Annotated in this window: 19 protein-coding genes and 2 pseudogenes; 4 read left to right on the plus strand and 17 right to left on the minus strand. The window is 42.7% G+C overall.

Features of this window, described 5'->3' with window-relative positions; genetic code table 11:
• Positions 1 to 21 precede the first annotated feature (21 nt).
• Together srtA and H7F27_RS15910 are read right to left on the minus strand one after the other, a co-directional pair.
• On the minus strand, positions 22 to 618 hold the full coding sequence (gene srtA, locus H7F27_RS15905) for a sortase SrtA (protein WP_095713752.1): 597 nt from the start codon (positions 616 to 618) through the stop codon (positions 22 to 24).
• Positions 615 to 4,181: a DUF6359 domain-containing protein gene (locus tag H7F27_RS15910; RefSeq protein WP_101860910.1), complete on the minus strand. Its 3,567-nt coding sequence runs from the start codon at positions 4,179 to 4,181 to the stop codon at positions 615 to 617. Before H7F27_RS15910 ends, srtA begins: the two co-directional genes overlap by 4 nt.
• Before the next feature lie 144 nt (positions 4,182 to 4,325).
• Between H7F27_RS15910 and H7F27_RS15915 the strand changes: the two genes are divergently transcribed.
• Complete coding sequence (locus H7F27_RS15915; protein ID WP_024120704.1) at positions 4,326 to 4,973, plus strand: spore coat protein; 648 nt, start codon at positions 4,326 to 4,328, stop codon at positions 4,971 to 4,973.
• Here the strand turns inward: H7F27_RS15915 and H7F27_RS15920 are convergent.
• Positions 4,905 to 5,871: pseudogene (locus tag H7F27_RS15920) on the minus strand (hypothetical protein). The gene H7F27_RS15915 and the pseudogene H7F27_RS15920 sit on opposite strands and share 69 nt — an antisense overlap.
• 121 nt (positions 5,872 to 5,992) lie before the next feature.
• Entirely contained in the window at positions 5,993 to 6,562 is a 570-nt protein-coding gene (locus H7F27_RS15925; RefSeq protein ID WP_024120703.1) for a YhcN/YlaJ family sporulation lipoprotein, read from the minus strand.
• A gap of 154 nt (positions 6,563 to 6,716) precedes the next feature.
• Here H7F27_RS15925 and H7F27_RS15930 point away from each other — a divergent pair, with 154 nt between their 5' ends.
• Positions 6,717 to 7,157: a hypothetical protein gene (locus H7F27_RS15930; protein ID WP_024120702.1), complete on the plus strand. Its 441-nt coding sequence runs from the start codon at positions 6,717 to 6,719 to the stop codon at positions 7,155 to 7,157.
• 43 nt (positions 7,158 to 7,200) lie between these two features.
• Here H7F27_RS15930 and H7F27_RS15935 read toward each other — a convergent pair whose 3' ends face one another.
• Entirely contained in the window at positions 7,201 to 8,592 is a 1,392-nt protein-coding gene (locus tag H7F27_RS15935; protein ID WP_095713755.1) for an L-cystine transporter, read from the minus strand.
• A 172-nt stretch (positions 8,593 to 8,764) separates the two neighbouring features.
• Here H7F27_RS15935 and H7F27_RS15940 point away from each other — a divergent pair, with 172 nt between their 5' ends.
• Positions 8,765 to 9,844, plus strand: a complete 1,080-nt coding sequence (locus H7F27_RS15940) for a diguanylate cyclase DgcK (protein ID WP_024120700.1) — start codon at positions 8,765 to 8,767, stop codon at positions 9,842 to 9,844.
• Between the two features lie 2 nt (positions 9,845 to 9,846).
• On the opposite strand, the gene H7F27_RS15945 is transcribed toward H7F27_RS15940, so the two are convergent.
• Entirely contained in the window at positions 9,847 to 10,677 is an 831-nt protein-coding gene (locus tag H7F27_RS15945; protein ID WP_185848146.1) for a MetQ/NlpA family ABC transporter substrate-binding protein, read from the minus strand.
• Positions 10,678 to 11,121: 444 nt separating this feature from the next.
• Here H7F27_RS15945 and cspB point away from each other — a divergent pair, with 444 nt between their 5' ends.
• The gene (gene cspB / locus H7F27_RS15950; RefSeq protein WP_010333511.1) at positions 11,122 to 11,325 is read left to right on the plus strand and encodes a cold shock-like protein CspB; all 204 of its coding nucleotides are present in this window, start codon (positions 11,122 to 11,124) and stop codon (positions 11,323 to 11,325) included.
• Between the two features lie 91 nt (positions 11,326 to 11,416).
• Here the strand turns inward: cspB and H7F27_RS15955 are convergent, their stop codons facing one another.
• The 11 genes and pseudogenes from H7F27_RS15955 to yhbH form a co-directional block, all read right to left on the minus strand.
• Positions 11,417 to 12,358: an ABC transporter permease gene (locus H7F27_RS15955; protein ID WP_185848147.1), complete on the minus strand. Its 942-nt coding sequence runs from the start codon at positions 12,356 to 12,358 to the stop codon at positions 11,417 to 11,419.
• Entirely contained in the window at positions 12,351 to 13,268 is a 918-nt protein-coding gene (locus H7F27_RS15960) for an ABC transporter ATP-binding protein (protein ID WP_024120697.1), read from the minus strand. Before H7F27_RS15960 ends, H7F27_RS15955 begins: the two co-directional genes overlap by 8 nt.
• Positions 13,269 to 13,284: 16 nt before the next feature.
• Positions 13,285 to 13,983 (minus strand): ABC transporter ATP-binding protein, encoded by a 699-nt coding sequence (locus H7F27_RS15965; protein ID WP_024120696.1) that lies wholly within the window; start codon positions 13,981 to 13,983, stop codon positions 13,285 to 13,287.
• Positions 13,980 to 14,351 carry a GntR family transcriptional regulator gene (locus H7F27_RS15970; protein ID WP_024120695.1) on the minus strand — a complete coding sequence of 124 codons (372 nt, stop codon included), beginning with the start codon at positions 14,349 to 14,351 and terminating at the stop codon, positions 13,980 to 13,982. Before H7F27_RS15970 ends, H7F27_RS15965 begins: the two co-directional genes overlap by 4 nt.
• Before the next feature lie 5 nt (positions 14,352 to 14,356).
• Positions 14,357 to 15,136 (minus strand): hypothetical protein, encoded by a 780-nt coding sequence (locus tag H7F27_RS15975; RefSeq protein WP_185848148.1) that lies wholly within the window; start codon positions 15,134 to 15,136, stop codon positions 14,357 to 14,359.
• 169 nt (positions 15,137 to 15,305) lie between these two features.
• Positions 15,306 to 15,680, minus strand: a complete 375-nt coding sequence (locus H7F27_RS15980; protein ID WP_024120693.1) for a hypothetical protein — start codon at positions 15,678 to 15,680, stop codon at positions 15,306 to 15,308.
• A gap of 12 nt (positions 15,681 to 15,692) precedes the next feature.
• Positions 15,693 to 16,223 (minus strand): NAD(P)H-dependent oxidoreductase, encoded by a 531-nt coding sequence (locus tag H7F27_RS15985; RefSeq protein ID WP_003224063.1) that lies wholly within the window; start codon positions 16,221 to 16,223, stop codon positions 15,693 to 15,695.
• A gap of 22 nt (positions 16,224 to 16,245) precedes the next feature.
• Positions 16,246 to 17,850, minus strand: a complete 1,605-nt coding sequence (locus H7F27_RS15990; RefSeq protein ID WP_024120692.1) for an MFS transporter — start codon at positions 17,848 to 17,850, stop codon at positions 16,246 to 16,248.
• A 40-nt stretch (positions 17,851 to 17,890) separates the two neighbouring features.
• Positions 17,891 to 18,557 (minus strand): annotated as a pseudogene (locus tag H7F27_RS15995) (HlyD family efflux transporter periplasmic adaptor subunit).
• A gap of 35 nt (positions 18,558 to 18,592) precedes the next feature.
• Positions 18,593 to 19,057, minus strand: a complete 465-nt coding sequence (locus tag H7F27_RS16000) for a MarR family transcriptional regulator (protein WP_101860915.1) — start codon at positions 19,055 to 19,057, stop codon at positions 18,593 to 18,595.
• 159 nt (positions 19,058 to 19,216) lie between these two features.
• Complete coding sequence (yhbH, locus tag H7F27_RS16005) at positions 19,217 to 20,395, minus strand: sporulation protein YhbH (RefSeq protein WP_095713766.1); 1,179 nt, start codon at positions 20,393 to 20,395, stop codon at positions 19,217 to 19,219.
• Between the last annotated feature and the right edge of the window lie 169 nt (positions 20,396 to 20,564).

Raw genomic sequence — 20,564 nt, forward strand, 5'->3', positions numbered from 1 at the left:
GGGATTGTCCTGCGGCTTTTTTTACGAAATACGTTTTCCGTAAATAATATAACGTTTCGGGGCATCCCCGACGTATGAAAAAGGATAGCAGGTGGTCAGAATGAGCTCTTCCTTTTCGTGCTGCAGCGTAATAATGGAGGTATCATCCTTATCCACGATTTTTGTTTTTTCAATTTCATATGTGAAATCACCATATGAAAGGATGATGTTGAGCCGGTCACCTTTTTCAAGCTCTCCTGTCCGGCGAAAAACGGTGTCCCGATGTCCTGACAGTACAATTTGCCCGTTTTCATCTGGATAATAGCTGTCCTTGTAATGCCCCACACCCTTTTCTAAATCATCTGCATCGGTCCCTTCCACGATCGGAAGCTCCGCATTGATTTTCGGTATTTCCAGTATGCCGCTTGCTTGGCCGGTCTTCGGCTTAAACGATGATTTTTTCTCGGCTTGATTATCGTTTTTCTTCGTGCCTGCAATGGCCTGCGGCTGTTCAGCCGCCTTTTTTGCTTCTTTTAATGTCTGCTCTGTTTTCATGCTGGTATCTATCAGCTTGAAGCCCCCGTAGCCTGTGATCACAAGACCGATCACAATGATCACAAGAGGAATATATTTTTTCACGTCGTAGCGGCACTCCTTTTCCTTCTGATATATAAATACGTTCCGGACAGTGAGACCGCTGCGCCGATCACAATGAAGTTGTAGTATCCTGCTGATGTATCCGGAAGCTTATGATCAGAACCGCTTTCCTCACTTTCTTTATGCAAAGGCAGTGTGTTTATACGGCCGGCGGCAGTGGCAGGCTGTTTGGTCTCTGTTAATTCTTCAAAGGTCGAAATGACTGCAGGCGGCAGCTGATGGACCGGAGCTGTGCCCGGGGTCTCTCTTAGATCAGGCTGTTCTTCCCCAGGTGTCGGATTTGCCTTGCCCGGATCGTCTGTTCCCGGACTGTCTGCCGGGTCTTCAGTGACTGGGTCTTCAGCCTGACTGTCTTCAGCCAGTTTTATTCTGCCTTCTTTCGTATATGAAATCGGCTTATCAAAGCTTTTTACATACTCTACAGTCGCTTCTAAATCCTCAGGCCCTGTAACCGGATGTTTCCCAAGCAATCCGATTGGCTGGTATTTGGCTCCTGTCGCCGTCGCCATAAAATGATTAACGGTCAATGTGTATGTGGCATCCGGCTGGATTTCGGTTCCGTCTGCCATCTTTATATCAACCGCTTTGCCTGTTTCTGTATCCCACGTATACGTAAACCCGCTTATGCTGTAGTCAGGGCCGAAAATCGGTGAGATTTGCGCATTGATGATCTCCCGCAAATCTTTTCCTTTAATCTCAAGCTTCGTCAGCACATTTCCAAACGGCTGAATGTTATAAAGGTCTCCCCATGTAATTGGGCCTTTCTTCAGTCCTTCCCGTATCCCGCCGCCATTCATTAGCGCAAAATCCGTTTTCATCGCCGCTCTCATGCCATCAGCAATCAAATTCCCAAGTGGTGTGTCGCCATCATTAGAATAACCGCCTTCCATATCAACAGCCGCCTCACCGACTACTTCGCTGATAATCGGTTCAGCAAGGGCCTGATACTTGCTTAAAATAGCTGAGGCGCTGGCATCAGGTTTTTTCTTGCTTTGATCGACATATTCGATATCAGCCGATTTTTTGACGATGTCTTTTGTCTGTTTATTGATTTCCAGATCTACGACACCTATCGCTTTTCCGTATTCAAACGCCTGAACGATCAGCTTGCCGTTCACTTCACCATTGACGACCTTATGGTTATGCGCTGCAAAAATGATGTCTATCTCAGAATCTGATTTGTTTGCAAGGTCAGCAGATTCGCCTGTTATTGTACTGCCATTTTGTTCGGCGGACATATGTGCGAGCACTGCAATGGCCCTGATGCCTTTTTTCTTCAGCTCTTCAGCAGCGTCATTTACCGCTTGTATTTCATCGGTAAACTCAATATCCTTTATTCCGTCAGGCATGACCATTCCGGCCGCCGACTGTGTGACAACCCCAATAAAAGCAACGGGTATGCCCTCTACGTTTATAATGTCATAAGCCGGCAAAAAGGGTTCTCCGGTAGACTTCATTTTACAATTGGCGCACACAAGGGGAAAGTTTTGTCCGTCATAGCCGCTAGTGCCTTTCGGGTGATCTCCCCCTTTTAACATTCTCATGAGTTCATCCGTACCTTCATCGAACTCGTGATTGCCCACAGTTCCGACATCAAATCCGATATCCTCCATCAGCTCGACAGTTGGTTCGTCTTGAAGAAGAGATGATACGGGCGAACTTCCTCCGATCATATCCCCGGCGTGCACAGTGAGCGTGTTTTTCTTCTCCGCTTTTTTTTCTTTCAAATAGGCAGCTGCATAGTCCATGCGTCCGAATGTGCCATCTGGAGTGCCGTCTCCATCAAGGTCAAGCTCGTATTGCTGATCGATTTTCCCATGTAAATCGTTCATGCTTAAAATTCTAAGCGGTATATTTTCTTGGAGAGAGGTTTGCTTTTTCTTGTAACCGGCACTCTCTGCTTCAGCTGCTGAAGCAAAGAAGATCCTGTTTTCCACAGCCACCTTCTTCCAGTCTGCTGGCGAAACATAGGTCTTGTTTGATGAGTCTCCCACATACCTTGTCAGCCCTTTTCCCTGCTCTCTGGCTCTAAATTCAAACGGCATTTCCATAAGAGGATCCGCTTCATTCCAAATGCCTTTTTGCTCCTTTTTAGCATTGGCGGCTGCGGCCTGAAATTCCTGATAATCCTCTTCATTTTCAACAGGCCAAATAAAATATGTTGGAGCATAGCCATTTTTCACGAGTTCTAAATTTACATTTGCCCCTGTCTCAGTCACAACCTGTCCAAGAAGTCTCCCATAGCTGTCCATGGCTTCGCTGCCGACTTTTACCGTTATTTGATCTCCTGGAGACAAAACAGTTTTTAAATAGTCAGAGGCTTTCTTTCCAAATCTTAATTGATTTTCATCCGCTTCATTTTTTGGTGTGTGGTATGTTTCTGGCGTGTCTACATTTACAAAGCGGATTTTTGTCGTGCCAAGTATCGGTTTTTTGACATGAATGGTGTCACCGTCTACAACGCGATCAACCACAGTTTCATATTCGCCTTCTGAAGGCGGCGGGGCAGGCTGCTCTTGAAGCAGCTTCATGTCTGCTGATTTTCGCGGAAGAAGCTGAAAGGATTGATATCTGCTCAACACGCCAGTGATTTCATACCATTTATCCTCAGTCAGTTCATCAATGATACCTGTCTCACTCATAACACGCAGTGTCATTGCGTGGTGATCATTATCAATCATCGTAACATTGTAACCGCCGCCTGCTTGAGAATTTGGAATGGAAGAAATATAAGCTTTGACTGTTACAAGACGCCCTTCATATTGATCACCCAAGCTGCCATTGACCAGTTCATTGATCGTTGAAAATTCAGGGACAGGGAGAGGCTGATTTGATTGGGTAATACGGATGCCTGATGTATCCGGAACTATTTCAGTAAGCCCTTGGTAAGTCGTTATTTTCCCTGTCACCGTAATGTCCATTCCTTCTTTTAACTCAGGGAAATTCTCTGGTGCTGCCGAATAAATGTTGATGCCGCCTGTGTCATCCTGCATAAAGGTCGACAGCTTTCCGCCTCCGATTGCGCTCTGATCGGCAGTAACAACGCCTTTAATCGTGACATGTTCATTCATTCGGCCGCGCGCTTCCTGTATTGTAATAGGCTGTGCTGCCGGCGGAGATTCAGCGTCATCCTTTAAGACCATTGACTGAACCTTCTTAAGACCTGTCGTATTAAAATAATGTTCAAGCTCACCCTGAACAGCTATCTTTTTCCCAAGAAGCAGCGGGTTCGTTTGCAGTCCGAATTGGCTTCTAAACGCGGAGGGGATTTGCACGGGAAGAATGTGATCGGGTGATGTCTCGTTTTTGCTGTCCGCTATAGCAACGTTATAATCATTTGAAAAAGGGCTTGTCAGATTGTAATGCTGGGGTGAAACGGCTTGGCCGATTGTATATCCTTCGACAAGAGCTTGCCCCTCTTTTTGCTGTATCGCTTTTTCAACCGATATTGGTTCTGGCTCAGCAGCTCTTACAGCTTCATAAGCGGACATGACATTCAAGAAAATAAAAAGTATGATCAAAACAACATGCAAAAAACGCCTCATCAGTTTTCCTCCCTTACATCTTGCATCATTCGTTTATTTGATAATCACTTCGACAATCAGCATATAAATCCTGTCAGGCGCTGCATAAAACACCGCAGACAAGCACAAAATACAGCTGATCTGAAAAAAAAGGAGGAATTCGGTTTGGATCAGCAATTTCAGCAGCAATCACAGAATAAAGGGATACCAGGCAAACCGCATCAAAATCACGGCGGACATGAAATGTTTGATATGCACGAGGTGCTTTCCGGAACGCTTACTGTGCTTGATCAGTTTATGATGCTGAGACAATTCTGTAAGGATCAGGAATTATTAAACATCCTTGACCGTCAATATCAATTCATTACATCTCAATATAACTTAACGGCAGAGTGCTTCAAAACAGGAAGCGAGCCTTCACAAAAAACGGCAACTTATATGATGAAAGAAGACAACCAGACTGTTTACGGTATGCAGCCGGCACAGCCTAAGAAACCTGTTCAATCCATGAATGACATTGATGACAGCATCATCAGCCGCCAAATGCTTTGCGCTGTTAAGGCACAGGCATCTATGCTGACGATGGCTTCTCTAGAAATGACAAATCCGGCCGTAAGACGTGTACTGTCTGCGCAAATTCAGCAGTATGTCGAAATGGCTTTTGAGATTTTCCTTTACCAAAACAAACATGGTTATTACCAAGTTCCGCAGCTTGACGCGCAGGATATGGAACAACTGAGAAATTCATTTGCCCCTGCACAAGGACAAATGCCTCCGACTCAAGGCGGTATGGGCCAGCAGGGACTTCATTAAATAAAAAAGGCATTGGATAGAAACTATCCAATGCCGCATTTTCTTCAAACGTTCTGGTAAAATCTTTTTCAAATTGATCAAGACTATCCTGCGTCGCCGCTTTAAACCCTTTTTTAAAATCCCCTTTTTTCGCTGTTTCCTTTATAATCTCCAAAATAATGTCTTTCCCGTATGTTTCCGTCAGCTCATTGATCATATAAAAGCTTTGCAAATAAACATCGGTTTCATATTCCGATCGAGCTTCCTGCCAGTTCTGATCTGTCTGCAAACTGTCAAACGGCACGACAGTAAACGTGATCGGATCTATGAGCAATTCATAGTTCGCGATCCACTCGCTTAATCCTTCATGGAACCATAAGGGGAACTCATCAGGACCTGCTTCGAGCTCCCGTAATTTCTGATGAAACGCATGGTGTGTGTACTCATGAATCAATAATCTCTGATACAGATAAACCGCTACATCATCACCTTCTAAAAGCTGCTTTTTCTCTTCAGGCAATAATCCGATCAGCTGCTCCCGCTCAGAATAAAAGCCGACAACGTCCAATAAACCGGAATAAGCCTCCATCTGTTTTTCATTAGGAAAAAAAATAATATCAATAGGCTTATGATTCGAATAGTCAAGCATGACCTGATTAATACTCACCGCATATTCAAGCGTTTCTTTCGTTAATGGCAGTAAGGATTTTTCCTTAGAAGTGTAATAAACATCGGCCTGTTTAAATGACTCTTTCTTCATGTGCTTCGTCACTTGTTCTTTCGTTATCCCAGATGTCTGCCCTGGCAAAGACAGAATATACATCGTGCTTGATACGATGGCCGAGCTTACGGCCAGCATCACAAGGACTCCGCACAGGAATAGAGCGGATGCCGCACGCTTTCCTATGCCACCCTGCAAACGTCTCCCTCCCTGAGCCGGTCCGTCTTGTACCTTTTATTTTTACTCTATGCAGCCTTAGTTCACAGCGTGTCATTTCTGCAAAGAAAAAAGCCGCACAAGTTATGCGGCTTTTTATCTGTTATTCAGCTTGCGGAAAGACACGTTGTACTGTTTGACTGAATTCATCAAAGAATCCTGCAATCGGATCACCATTTTGAATCCGTTCGCCATACCCCTGCATCCGATCAACAAAGTCTGGATTTGCAGAAACATAAACATTGTCCATGTTCTTATCAGTGTCTCTTACTTTATCGGAAATTTTCTTTTTCAGATCTTTTCCAACTTCTTTTTTCCCATTTGTTAATACAACTGCAACATACGCTTGATTTCCGGCAACAATCACATTCGCGTGTTTAACTTCTTTCATATCGGTAATTTTATCGGCTGCATCATCAGCAACTTCCAACTTACGGTTATCATTACCGTTATTGTCATTACCATTATTCGTCATATTATTATCAACGTTGTCACGGCTATCATTTGCATTGTTGATATTTCTTGTGCCGTTATCATTTGCCGGATTGCGGTAGTTAACATTTTCAGGCTCTGCATTATCACGTCTGCCCTCACCCTGATTGGCCATACTGCAGCCAGTCATAAGCAAAGGGATAAGAAGCATGGACGCAAGGACTTGTTTTTTTCCAAGCATGTGAATTCCTCCTTTATCACTTTACTTATAGGTTTTTCTAATTGGCTCTAAATATGCATGAAAAAATAACGGAAATGCTTTCCCGGGAAATAAAACGGTTAATTTGTCTAATCATAGGGGAAAATATCAATACACTTATAAAGGAGGGATCACGTTGTTCAATCAGCGAAAAGGAATCAGTCCGACAGCCTTAGTTATCGGTTCAACTGTGCTTGTTGCTGCTTTATCACCGCAGATCCGGCAAAAAATCAGCGGGTTTATTACAGGTCAAATGAGCAACCGGAATTCTCAAAATAAGTCGTTTGATGTTTCTAATGTTGGAGATATGATGAAACAGGCGTTTGGCGGGAATAATCAAGATCAATCTCAAAATCGTCAGCAAAATGGCCGGCAGCATCAGCATGCAGGCCAGCAGCAAAGCCACCCTCAACAGCATCAGTCTCAGTCTAAGCATAATCGCCAAACGGACACAACAACAGCCAGAAATAGACAGCAGCAATATGCAGAGCCAATCCATTTCGAACAAAGCGCAATGAATGTAATGGATGACAACACTGTAATGGAAATGCTGGAAGACTTAGAACCCGGCCGTTAAAAAAAACGTGTAATCCCCCGTGGGATTACACGTTTTAATATGACTAGGCTTCTTCCGCTTCGATCACATTGGATCGATCTTGGAATACACCAGAATCTATTTCCTTCGTAACTTTGCTGGTAATCAGGCCTGATGTCATACTTCCGCTGACATTCAGCGCAGTACGTCCCATGTCAATCAACGGTTCGATAGAGATTAATAAACCGGCGAGCGCGACAGGCATATTTAACGCTGATAATACGAGCAGCGCTGCGAATGTAGCTCCGCCGCCAACTCCGGCGACACCAAACGAACTGATGGCAACAACCGCGATCACTGAGATAATAAACGCCGGATCAAACGGATTTTGACCGATTGTCGGGGCAATCATCATCGCCAGCATAGCCGGATAAATCCCGGCACAGCCATTTTGGCCGATAGATAGCCCGAACGAGCCGGCGAAATTCGCAATTCCTTCCGGGACACCCAAGCTTCTTTGTGTTTTAATATTCAGCGGCAAAGCGCCTGCGCTTGATCGTGACGTAAATGCAAACACGAGTACAGGCAGCGCTTTTTTCAAATAAACAACCGGATTTAATCCGCTGATCGTCAGCAGAAGCAAGTGGATGATAAACATTACAATTAACGCGGCATATGAAGCAATGACAAACATACCCAGTTTCAAAATGCTGTCAATATCACTTGTCGCAATCGTTTTTGTCATAATGGCCAGCACACCGTAAGGCGTCAGTCTCAAGATGAGAGTAACAACACGCATGACAATGGCGTAAACAGCATCAATCAATTTTTTGAACGTTTCAGCCTGTTCCGGCTGTTTCCGTCTCACACCTAGAAATGCAATGCCCAGAAAAGCGGCAAAAATAACGACTCCGATAGTTGATGTCGGTCTAGCCCCTGTAAAATCCAAAAAGGGATTTCCAGGAAGCAGCTCAATCATTTGCTGCGGCAGTGTTTTCGCTGTCATCTCCTCTGATTTCTGTTCAAGCTCCTGTCCCCGAGAAAGCTCTGTATTTCCTTGGTCAACCTGAATCGCCTGAAGATCAAAGGAAAGGGCGGACGCAATACCAACCGCCGCGGCTACCGCTGTAGTCGCAACCAAAATCCCGATAATCAAACCGCTGATTTTCCCGAGATTTTTTGTCAGCTTCATCTTTGTAAAAGCGCCTAGAATGGAAATAAAAACAAGCGGCATGACAATCATTTGAAGCAATTTGACATATCCGCCCCCGGCAATATTAAACCAGTCGGCTGTTTGAACCACAATGTTTGAAGTCGGACCGTATATCAGCTGAAGCGCAAATCCAAAAACGATCCCCAGCCCCAGGGCAGTAAACACACGTTTTGAAAAAGAAACATGTTTCTTCTGCATGGCAAATAGCCCAATAATGAGTAAAAGTAAAATAAATACGTGCAAAATGACTAGCAAAGTCTCCAATTGAGGCAAACTCTCCCTTCAAAATTTTTCTTATATACTATATTACACAAATTCCGATAGTTCAAGTAAGAATTATTTCATCATCAATATTTGGATAAAAAAACCCAATGAATACCGTTTTTGTTCTTTTCATTCCCCCCTTTCTTTAGTAACTTATATAAGGGTGATAATATTGCTGAAAGAACTGTTCGTAAATTTGACCATTTTAATCACATTTAATTATCTGTTCACCCACCTGTTTAAAGATAGGTTAATACATAAAAAAGACCGCCTGTCCTTTCAGTTAATAAAAGGAACTGCCTGCGGTCTCCTCGGGGTTATTCTTATGAATTTTGGTCTGACGTACCACCATTCAATCATAGATTTTAGAAATATCCCTATTATGATCGCCGCTCTTTATGGAGGCTGGGTGTCTACGGCGGCAGCCCTGATGATAATCGCAGCAGGCCGCATGCTGATCAGCTTGAATGAATCAGCGCTGTATTCCATGATTACAATTTGTATCGCTGCCGTGCTGTCACTTATTGCATCAAGGAGAGAAAAAGTTCAGCTGAAACACGTTCTGTTACTTTTAATCATTTCAAATGGTTTCATCTCCTTTTTCTTCTATGTATTTGTTGATATCTATTCACTTAAGCTTCACTTTTACTTTTGGCTGATTTCAATTATCGGCGGCATGCTCAGCCTATATATTATCGAGCATGAAACAAATGCACATCTTTTATTTAAACAGTATAAGTTCCAGGCGCACTTTGACTTTTTGACAGGTATTTATAACCGCAGAAAGTTTGAAGAAATCACACAAGACCTGTATCAACAGGCTGCACACACTCCATCTTTACAATTTTCGCTTATTTATATGGATATCGATCACTTTAAAACCATTAACGATCAATACGGCCATCATGAGGGGGATCAGGTTCTAAAAGAGCTGGGATCCCGACTAAAACAAAATATCCGCAACACTGATCCTGCCGCACGGATCGGCGGCGAGGAATTTGCCGTCCTCTTGCCAAATTGCACGCCCGAGAAAGCATTCCAAATCGCCGAACGGATCAGGCACTCGATTAGTCATACACCGATTGTATTAACAAACGGGGAAAAACTTGCCGTTACGGCCTCACTGGGGGTAGCCCATTACCCCCGAAACACAGATAAGCCGGAAACCTTGCCGGTTCTTGCTGATCAAATGCTGTATAAAGCGAAAGAAAGCGGCCGAAACAAAGTATGGTTTTCTGAAAAAAAAGAATGAATTCATTTTTTGAATTCATTCTTCCAATCTGAAAGACGATGTAAAGGCAAAAAAGCGGGAACAAGCATCCCTTGATACTCTTTCTCTATAAATGCCGCTGTATCATCTGATTGATAGAGTTCAAGGATGGTTTGCAGTGTTTCGCGATCTCTGTCCTCAGCTCTGACAACAATTACATTCATATCTTCCTTCCCGGTTTGTCTGCCGCCCTTTAATGTATGCTTCTGCGGGTTCAGTCCCGCTTTTTTTGCGGCGGCTGTTTTCATCACAAACACGTCGGCTCCGCTCAATTCATCCTGTCGGCGTACGGTTTTCAATTTCAAGTGTTTCGGATTATCTTTTATCACATCAATTGAACCGGTTCCATTAAATCCGTTCTTCAAAGTAAGCAAACCCGCTTCCTGCAGCAGCGTAAGGGCTCGCCCAAAATCGAGCGGTTCATCCGGGACAGCAACAACAGCACCGCGCGGAATATCTTTGATTCGCTGATATCGTTTTGAATAAATGCCCATAGGCGCTATGTATGTCGTGCCGAGCGGTGCCAGTTTATGTTTGTATTTCTTTGAAAACGACTGAAAATATGAAATGGATTGAATAGCATTGGCATCAATCTCTTTGTTAGCCAGCGCAATATCTGATTCTGCATAATCAGAGAATGGAATCAGCTGAATATCAAGCCCTTCCGCTTCAGCCTTTTTTACGATATAGTTCCATATCGCTTCGTCCGACTCAGCAATTCCAATTTTTATCGTTTCATGTTCTGCTGACGGTGAGCATGCAGTAAATGACATGAAAAGAATAAGAACAAAACTGCATACAAGCCACTTTTTCATTGTGACACCATACTCCTATCTATTTATTAGAGCATGCAAGCAATATCAGACATAAAAATCAGACGCTCTTAGTTGATAAACGTTGTCATTTGTAACATTGGTTAACTTTACCTTACTCATATCAGATAGGGTTGTCAATTACTATTACCCTGCCTTTGCGTAAAGAGAAATTAAAGTAAAAAGTCCTGCAAACATATGATCACGTATCGAAAAAACAGATACATTTCGGCAAATAAATATCAAAATGAAAAATAATATGTTATTTTCCGAAAAAAGTTTCGTTTAACAGTTGTTTTTTCTCAAAATTACTGGTAGAGTAAAGGTAATTATTTTTGTTCGAACTATCTTTAAGAAGAAAGTTTTGTAAGAGTTTTCGTCTTGGAAGTTTGTTTTAGAGCAAGAATAGTGAATTTAAGCGTTATGATCGCTTTAGGAGGAAATTTCATGTTAGAAGGTAAAGTAAAATGGTTCAACTCTGAAAAAGGTTTCGGATTCATCGAAGTAGAAGGTCAAGACGATGTATTCGTTCATTTCTCTGCTATTCAAGGCGAAGGCTTCAAAACTTTAGAAGAAGGCCAATCAGTTTCTTTCGAAATCGTTGAAGGAAACCGTGGACCACAAGCTGCTAACGTTACTAAAGAAGCGTAAGCATAAATTGATAATAAGAACTGCAGGTGCAAGCCTGCAGTTCTTATTTTAAAGAAAAAGCTGTTTTGCTTATGCAAAACAGCTTTTTTCATTAGTTCGCAATATCCCGTTTCATAAAGATTCCGAAAGCAAGCAACAGGAAGACGACAAAGTAAATCACCAGCATCACAGTAGAAAAAGTGATTGTCATCCCTTCCACTAACGGTGTTCCTTCTACATACTGCATCAGATCAACATTGGCAAATAAAATATACTTCGCCCAGTCAAACTTCATCGCTATAAATGTAGTGGCTGTCGTGCCCGTTACCAATAAAAAGATAGAAAACCCTACAGCAAGAGAGCTGTTTCTGAATACTGCGGACAGCATAAATGCCATCGTAGCCAGCATTAAAGCCGCAACAGATTCTGAGAGATACGTTTTGGCCAAATATCCTAACATGTTTTGTTCCAATACATGACCATCTTTATAGATTAAATGAACATTCGCGGCAGTGTCCCCGCCTGTTCCAAAAAAGACCAGTCCCAGCAAAGTTGAACCTATAAATAAAATAAACAGCAATAAGAGACCAAATAAAAGAACGGTAATATATTTAGAAAGCAGAATTTGAAAACGGCTGAGCGGCCGAATCATTAACAGCTTAACCGTACCCCAGTTAAATTCGTTTGCGACGATGCCAGCTGCAATTATAATCGTGAACAGCCCAGTAAGGATTGTAAAACCGGCAGAATCCGTTACATAAGACCAAACGGTATATCCAGTGTCACTCGGGATATTATGTTCAATGCGATAGTTATTGATTGTAATCGTTTCTTCATATTGTCCTTTTAGGGAAGGATCTTCTTTCATCGCCTTCTTCAAATCAGCATTTTGTGCTTGAAGCGTTTCTTTCCACTTCGGATTTGCTACATCGGTTGAAAAGTGGTTTGTTAAAAATGCCCACCCGATCATTGTCAAAGCAAGGATTCCGATCATCACCCATGTCCCGACACGGCTGAAAATTTTAATCCACTCATTATAAATCAAATTAAGCATGTTGAACCTCCTCTTTTGCTTCGCCTGTGATTTCTAAGAAACGGTCCTCTAATGATTTTGTAATCACTTTGACTTCATAAATACGGATTTGCTGCATGACCAGCAATTCAATGACTGCAGGGACGTCCTCTTTAGCCAGTTTGATTTCCAAACCGTTTGTCTTGATTACCGAATCATATTCTTTTAGAATCGCAGCAGCTTCTTTCGGCTGCTCCACATGGAAGAAATATGTATCCTTTTCATCAGTTATTTCATCTCTTACATTCTGAATATCGATAAGTTTTCCTTTTTGGATAATCGCAATTCGGTCACACATTAGTTCCATTTCTGACAGCAGATGGCTTGATACGATGACAGACATTCCTCTTTCTCGCGTCAGCTTCTTTAAATGGTCTCTGATTTCTCTGATTCCCGCCGGATCAAGGCCGTTAGTCGGTTCATCCAAAATCAGCACTTTCGGATCGTGCAGAAGGCATTGTGCCAAGCCGAGACGCTGTCTCATTCCCAGAGAGTAGGTTTTCACTTTATCATGGATTCTTTCTTTGAGGCCTACCAGTTCTACCACTTCATCAATTTTTTCCTTCGTGACACCCTTTACCATCCTTGCGTATTGCTGGAGATTTTTATATCCGCTTAAGAATTTATACAGCTCTGGATTCTCTACAATAGCCCCGATATGTTTGATTGCCTTGGCATAATCTTTTGTGATTGATTGGCCGCAAATGAGCACGTCACCTTGTGACAGCTTCATTAAACCGACCATCATTCTGATTGTCGTCGTTTTCCCTGCTCCGTTTGGTCCCAGAAATCCAAATACTTCGCCTTCGCGAATCGTAAAGCTCAGATGATCAATGATCGTCCGGCCTCTGATGTTTTTTGTCACATTTTTTAATTCCAATACTGTTTTCATCAAATTCCTCCTCTTTCTAGTAAACTTCCATATTCGTTTTAAACCATTGCAGCACGGACATACCTTCCTGCTCGCGAATCTCTTCTACATCACGCTGTGCCATTTTTTCTCCGTCGGCGAGCACGATGACCTCGTCAAGCAGGATTTCAATTTCATCAATTTCGTGTGTCGCAATGACAACGATCTGCTGCTCAAAATCAATATAAGAAACGAGGCTGTTTACGATTGAATCCCTGACCATTGGATCAAGACCGGAAAAAGGCTCATCCAGCAGAATGACGGAAGCTTTTCTTGATAGTGCCAGCACGATTTTAAGACGGCCTCGATTTCCCTTAGAAAGCTGCTTTATCTTTTTTTCAGGCTTCAGCTGCATTTCCTCAAGCAGCTGATAGGCTTTTTCCATCTGAAAGTCAGGGAACTGTGATTCGTAAAAATCGAGCATATCTTTCACCGTAAATCCGGGATAAAACATGTCTAACTCTGTTAGATAAGCCGTCTGCTTGATCATGTCTCTTGTTACAGGCTGTTCACCCGCTTTTACTGAACCTGTAGTAGGAAACATCAATCCGGCGATTAATTTCAAGGTTGTCGATTTCCCGCTGCCATTCGAGCCCAAAAATCCGTAAATTTTTCCCGGATATAAAGTGAATGATATATTGTTTAGCGCCGTGTGGCCGCCGTATCTCTTAGACACATTGTCAAATACAATATTCATTCCTGTCCTCCTCCCGTGTATTTTTTAATGCCTGCAAGCATTTCTTCTTTTGTTAATCCCAGCTCTGCCATTTGATGAATAAAGCTTTCAAACACTTCACGGGTAAGCCTCTCTTTCAGTTCATCCACGAGTTCAGCTTTGTCAGCGATAAACGTCCCTTGCCCTCTTCTTGTCTCCACAATTCCCAGCCTTTCCATTTCACTGTAGGTTCTTTGAATCGTATTCGGATTTACTTTTGTTTGAATTGCCATTTCTCTGACAGACGGCAGCTTGTCTCCGGGAACAAGCTCCTGTCTGACCAGCCTATAAAAGATTTGATCAGCAATTTGCAAATAAATCGGTTTAGAGGATTGAAAGTCTTGTCTCATGTTCTCTACACCTCAACTTTTCGCTGCAGGAGCCTGGAAGCCAGAAAAAGAAATACAGCTGCCAAAACCAGCATGACTATAATAGACGGATAGGGAAGATGGAAGATGTTTAATTCCACGCTCCACCCTAAGGATCCCTTGTATGTAAAACCGACATCTCCATACGTTGTGAAATAATACAGTTTATCCAGCGGTGTCAGCCAAGGCATGATCAAATGGTCCTCTACATAAAACCACCCTATCCCCAGTAACATACAAATGAACCAGCGAAACCGCCTGATGAAGGAAGAACTCGATTTTAAAGAATGAAACACATTCCACAGCAGGATCACCGCACAGGAAAGATAAGCAGTAAATACCAGCCCATAAAGATTAAAGATCAGTATAGTGCCTGCAAGCGGAACTCGATCAGCAATGAGCGCTTTTGAGTCAAGGTACTGATAAAGAAAGACTCCATAAACTGAAATCAAAAACTGAAAAATAAATTGATAGACAAGACCGGTAGTCAGCTTCGAGAGTAAAAGCGCGGCTGCGCCGTTTGGATTATATAACCATAGCTGATTTTTCCCCTCTACACGAAGACTATTGTAGATCAGCAAAGGAGCTAAAAACACTTGAAAAATGGCAAGCATTACCCAGCATCCAAAAGCAGCTAAAGGTTCTTCAGTCAATCGTTCCAATAAAAAGCTTCCGGCAGCTAAAAGTATGACTGCACCGAGACATGCAAAAAACCGCATTTTTGACAGTCTCAGATCCTTTTTTACTAAACCCCAAAACGGTTTCATTGTTTTTCCTCCTAAAAACACTTATGAAGTGTATGACTCAAATAGTACACTAGAACTTTCTGAAATACAACATATTCCATGGATTTATTTTATAAAAAACCAAGTTTTATGCATTTAAACAGCATAAAAAAAGCAAACCCGCCATGAGTAAACGGATTTGCCTTTGATATTATTTCTTTTTATTTTTCATGGAGAGCAGCGCATCACGATAACTGCTGTCCTGCATTTTGTCACTTTTTTCAGTGACCTCTTTGTCTTTCTGATCTTCCTCAGAATGCTTAAACTTTTGAAGCGCCTGCCTGTAGAAGTCATCCCCAATTGAGTCACTTTTCTCTTTTTCAGAGTCAGTTTTTACAACGGCTGGGACATGCTCAGCAGCCCGTGCTTCAGCAGGGTATTGTGCTTCGTTTTCTTCCTCTTCTGGAGGGGCGATTTTTTCAGCTGTTTCTCGCTTCTCGAGTCCAGCAGAGGCGTTGCGGACGTTATACGTGATAAGGCCCGCAATCACAATGACAGCAGCAATAATTGCTATAATAATGGCCATTTTAACCTCTCCTTACTGTCCGGCTGTTAAGTTTCCTGTGACTTGGCTGACGCGTCTTCCTAATGCGCGGCCCAGCTGGATACCTTCCTCAGACATTAACTCATCACTGTCTACCGGGCAAGTGACGCCCGCTCCGTAGTAAGAACCGTACAGCGCGTTTTCAGGCACATTGCCAGGCAGACCGACAACAATCATCCCTTGGTGGAACATTGGCGTGATTAAGTTGTGCATTGTCATTTCCAAGCCGCCGTGTGTTGTTGCCGTTGTGCAGAATACTGCGCCGACTTTGTTGATCAGCTCGCCTTCAGCCCATAAGTAGCCGAGTCTGTCGATCCAAGTTTTCAGACCTGCACTGATTGTTCCGAAATGCCCGGGGCATCCCCAAATAATCGCGTCCATGTCTTTAAGCTTGCGGATATCCGCCTGATCTACGTGGTCGATGAATACTTCAGCCGCGTCGTTTTCCCGAGCGCCTTCAGCAATCGCTTCTGCCAATACCTTTGTATGTTCGCCTTCACTGTCATACACTACATAAATTTTCATTCAGGAAACCTCCCTGTACAGTTTAAGATTCCTTAACTTCTTTTGGAGCCGGAAGCAATGAAAGCTCCTCTTTTTTCTTTTTCTCCGCACGCAATTTATCTTTTCTGACATCACGCAGGAAAAGACTGAGAATCACACCTGCCACACAGAATAATGTCGCCCACATAAAGGCGTCATTAATCCCCATGACGTTTGAATCGAGTGTCGCGTGTTTATAAATATGTGAGTAAACATACGTTTTCGCTGTTTCATAAGGCACATTCATATTCACCATTATATTCGAAACTGCATTTTGGAACGCATGGAGGAAGTTCGGGTCCGCTGTGCTTGTTTTATCTGCAATTTGTGAATAATGGAATGTCGTGCGGTTTGTATAAATCGTCGTAATTAAGCTTGTTCCAATTGATCCGCTGATTTGGCGGAGCGTGTTGCTCATCGCCGTTCCGTGACTGTTCAGACGGGCAGGAAGCTGGTTCATCCCGGCTGTCATGACAGGCATCATTAAGAGTGACATACCGAATGCGCGAATTGAGTATACAAGCATAATGTGTGTATACGGTGTATCGATGGTCAATTGCGTATATTGGAATGTTGTCACCACTGTCACGACCAGACCGATAATCGCAAGCGGTCTCGGGCCGAATTTATCAAACAAAATACCTGAAATCGGTGACATGATCAGCATCACGATCGCACCCGGAAGCAGAAGCAGACCGGATTGAAGCGCCGTAAATCCGACCAGGTTTTGCAGATAGATCGGTAACAGGAACATACCAGTGTAAAGTGCCACTGTAATAATGATATTAATAACACTTGAGAGTGAGAAAATGTCGTATTTAAACACTCTGAAATCAAGCATCGGATCATCATGGCGCAATTGCTGAACAACAAAAGCAATAATTGCAATGACGCCGATTATAACTGTAGACAGTACAACCGGGTCGGTCCAGCCGTCAGAACCCGCTTCACTGACTCCGTATAATAAGGATGCGAAACCGACAATTGAGAGGATCGCTCCAAGAGTGTCGAGTTTGATTTTTTGCGGCTCCACCAGATTCTTAAAGATGAAGAAAGCCACGATGATAACAATTGCGCCGATCGGCACAAGTCCGTAAAACATGATGCGCCATGTGTAATGCTCAATAATCCACCCAGAAAGAGTCGGGCCGACCGCTGGAGCAAACATCATCGCAAGTCCGAAAATCCCCATTCCTTTCCCCCTGCTTTCAGGCGGGAAGATTAACAGAATGGTTGTCATAACGAGCGGCTGCAAGATACCTCCGCCCACGGCCTGGATCAAACGGCCGATCAGCATTACAGAGAAGTTAGGTGCGATACCGCAGACTAACGTACCGAGCGTAAAACAGAACATCGCAACGAGAAAGAGACTCCGTTGGCCGAACCGTGTAATCAGGAAAGCAGATAACGGAATCAATACGCCGTTAACAAGCATGTAACCTGTTGTCAGCCACTGAATCGTCGTTGCACTTACGCCAAATTCAGTCATTAAGTGCGGCATTGCGACGTTAAGCAATGTTTGGTTTAGTATTGCCAAAAACAAACCCGCCATTAGCACAATCAGCAATGTCATAGGGCTTTTTGTATTTTTTTCTTTGCCTGTAGCCATCTAAGACAACCTCCTTTCATGGTTTGATGACTGATCTGTTTTACTCAGAAATCTTAACAGATGCATTCATACCTGGAAGCACCTTATCAGATGGGTTTTTGATTGAAATTTTAACAGGAACTTTTTGCGTTACTTTTGTGTAGTTTCCGCTTGAATTTGTAGATGGAAGCATATCAAAAGTTGAGTTCGTCGCATAGCCAATTTCTTCTACAGTACCGTCAAAAGTTGTATCAGGATCTCCGTCAACTACTACGTCCACACTATTTCCTACTTCAACATCCGCAATATCTGTTTCTTTAATATTTGCTGTGATGTACAGGTTGTCCATGTCAATCGTTTGCGCAATTGTTGTACCAGCCTGTACGGTTTGTCCGTTTTTCACTTCGTTTTTCACAATTGTTCCATCCATGATGGATTTCACATCAACCGTTTGTTCACCTTTGATTTTTGCAACTGTGTCGCCTTTTTTCACTGTTTTTCCTTCTTCAAGATCCCAGTCGGATACTTTACCTGCTGCTGGAGCTGAGATAGCTGCCATATCGCCGGCTACTTTTGCTTCATCTGTTTTTACGTAGTTTGTGCTTTGATAATAGTAGTAAGCACCTCCGCCTATAATTGCAAGAACAACAATCAAACCGATAATGTTGGTCAGAATTAAACGTCCTCTGTTCATTTTGTTTTTCTCCTTTCGTTTCTTCCTCTATCATTTTGTGGAAAGCTGGTGAAAATATGTGGGAAGTTTTCAATTACCGCTTTTTTCTGCACAGCCTTCAGCGAGTTTTGATAAACTCCCGGCAAGCTTACGCAAATATTGAAGCTGAGACGTGTCAAGCTTCTGATACAGGCTTGCGCCCAAATTCGCGTATTGCACAGCGGCTTTCTGTAAAAGTTTTTCCCCCTCTTCGGTTAACTGAATCATGACGATACGGCGGTCACCCGGACTGTCATATCGATTCATCAATTGCCGGTTATATAGGATATCGGTCATCCGGGTCACAGAAGCAGGCTTAAGATCAAGAGACATGGCCAGCTTGCTGAGCGGCGTGCTTCCGCTTTGATGAATTTTAAACATCAGTAAATATTGAAGGACTGTAATATCAAAAGGCTCAAGCACAATCTCCAATATCTTCTTCTGTTTTTTATAGATAGCCCGAGACGTATCGAAGAGCTGTTCAAAAGTGAGCAAAGCACGTTCTGATTCAGTCAACTCCTTTTCACCTCATTCCTCAATAATAGTTCACAAGATAAAATATTAATAAATGAAAGAAGATTTGTCAAAGGAAAAATTCCTTTTTTCTTCTTATTTTTTTCGTAATCGCTTTCTTACTTTTTTTAAATAAAAAAAAGCCCTGAAATGGGCTCTTCACTAGGATAATTGATGGCTGATGCCAGTTTCTTCATTTCTAAAAAAGTTCTTCAGCGCCTGAAAAACGTCTGACTTCTGCTTTAAAATATAGTATTTGAATTTCTCGTCTTTCACATTTTTATAAGCCGACATTAACGTTGAGTGTCTATTGTATTGATTGACCTCGCCATAACAGAATAAATTTGCTTTCTTCATAATATCATTCACCAATTTCACGCACCGGGCATTATCAGATGTGAGATTGTCGCCGTCAGAGAAATGAAAAGGGTAAATATTATAACGGGCGGGGCTGTATTTTTCATCGATCAGCTCAAGCGATTTTCGATATACGGAAGAACAGATTGTTCCGCCGCTTTCTCCCTTTGAAAAGAAATCTTCCTCAGACACAACTTTCGCTTCTGTATGATGGGCAATAAATTCAATTTCAACTGTTTCATATTTCGTCCGTAAAAAGCGGGTCATCCAGAAAAAGAAGCTTCTCGCCATGTACTTTTCCCACACGCCCATACTGCCGCTCGTATCCATCATTGCTAACACGACAGCTTTTGACTCAGGCTTCGTGACATCATTCCATGTTTTATATTTTAAGTCCTCCGGATAAATCGGATAGAAAGACGGCTTCCCTGTCATCGCGTTGCGTTTAAAAGCCGACATCATTGTTCTTTTCTTATCAATATTACCGGTTAACCCTGTTTTACGGATATCGTTAAACTCAATATCCGTGTGGATGATATTATCTCTTTCTTTTTGCTGAAGATTCGGAAGCTCTAATTCTTTGAAGAGCGCTTCTTCTAAATCCATTAGTGAAACTTCTGCTTCATAATAATCCTCGCCTGCCTGATCTCCGGCCCCCTGGCCTTTACCCGGCCCCTGCTTTTTGTCTGATCCGTCCCGGGCTACCACATCTCCAACCTGGCTGTCGCCGTCCCCTTGCCCTACATGTTTATTTTTATCGTAGTTATAGCGGATTTTATACTCATCCAGTGATCGGATTGGAATTTTCACTACATCTTTGCCGTTAGACATAATAATGCTTTCCTCGGTTACGAGATCCGGGAGATTGTTTTTTATGGCTTCCTGTACTTTTTTTTGGTGGCGCTGCTGGTCATCGAAGCCTTTGCGATGGAGGGACCAGTTTTCCTCAGAAATTAAAAAATGGCCGCTGTCATTTTGGGACATGAATTCCCCTCCTTAACCATTTGTGGTCGTGATACATACCTATTCCGGCTTGTGCCAGATTATGAAACAAGTCTTTCGAAAAGATTTATATTCATCATATGCGCATAAGTACAGTTAATTGACAAACTATTTAGAAAATGGTACAAAACAACCCGCCCTGTTCGGACGG

The sequence above is a fragment of the Bacillus sp. PAMC26543 genome (assembly GCF_014250375.1).
In the GTDB taxonomy this organism is placed as follows: Bacteria; Bacillota; Bacilli; order Bacillales; family Bacillaceae; genus Bacillus; species Bacillus halotolerans.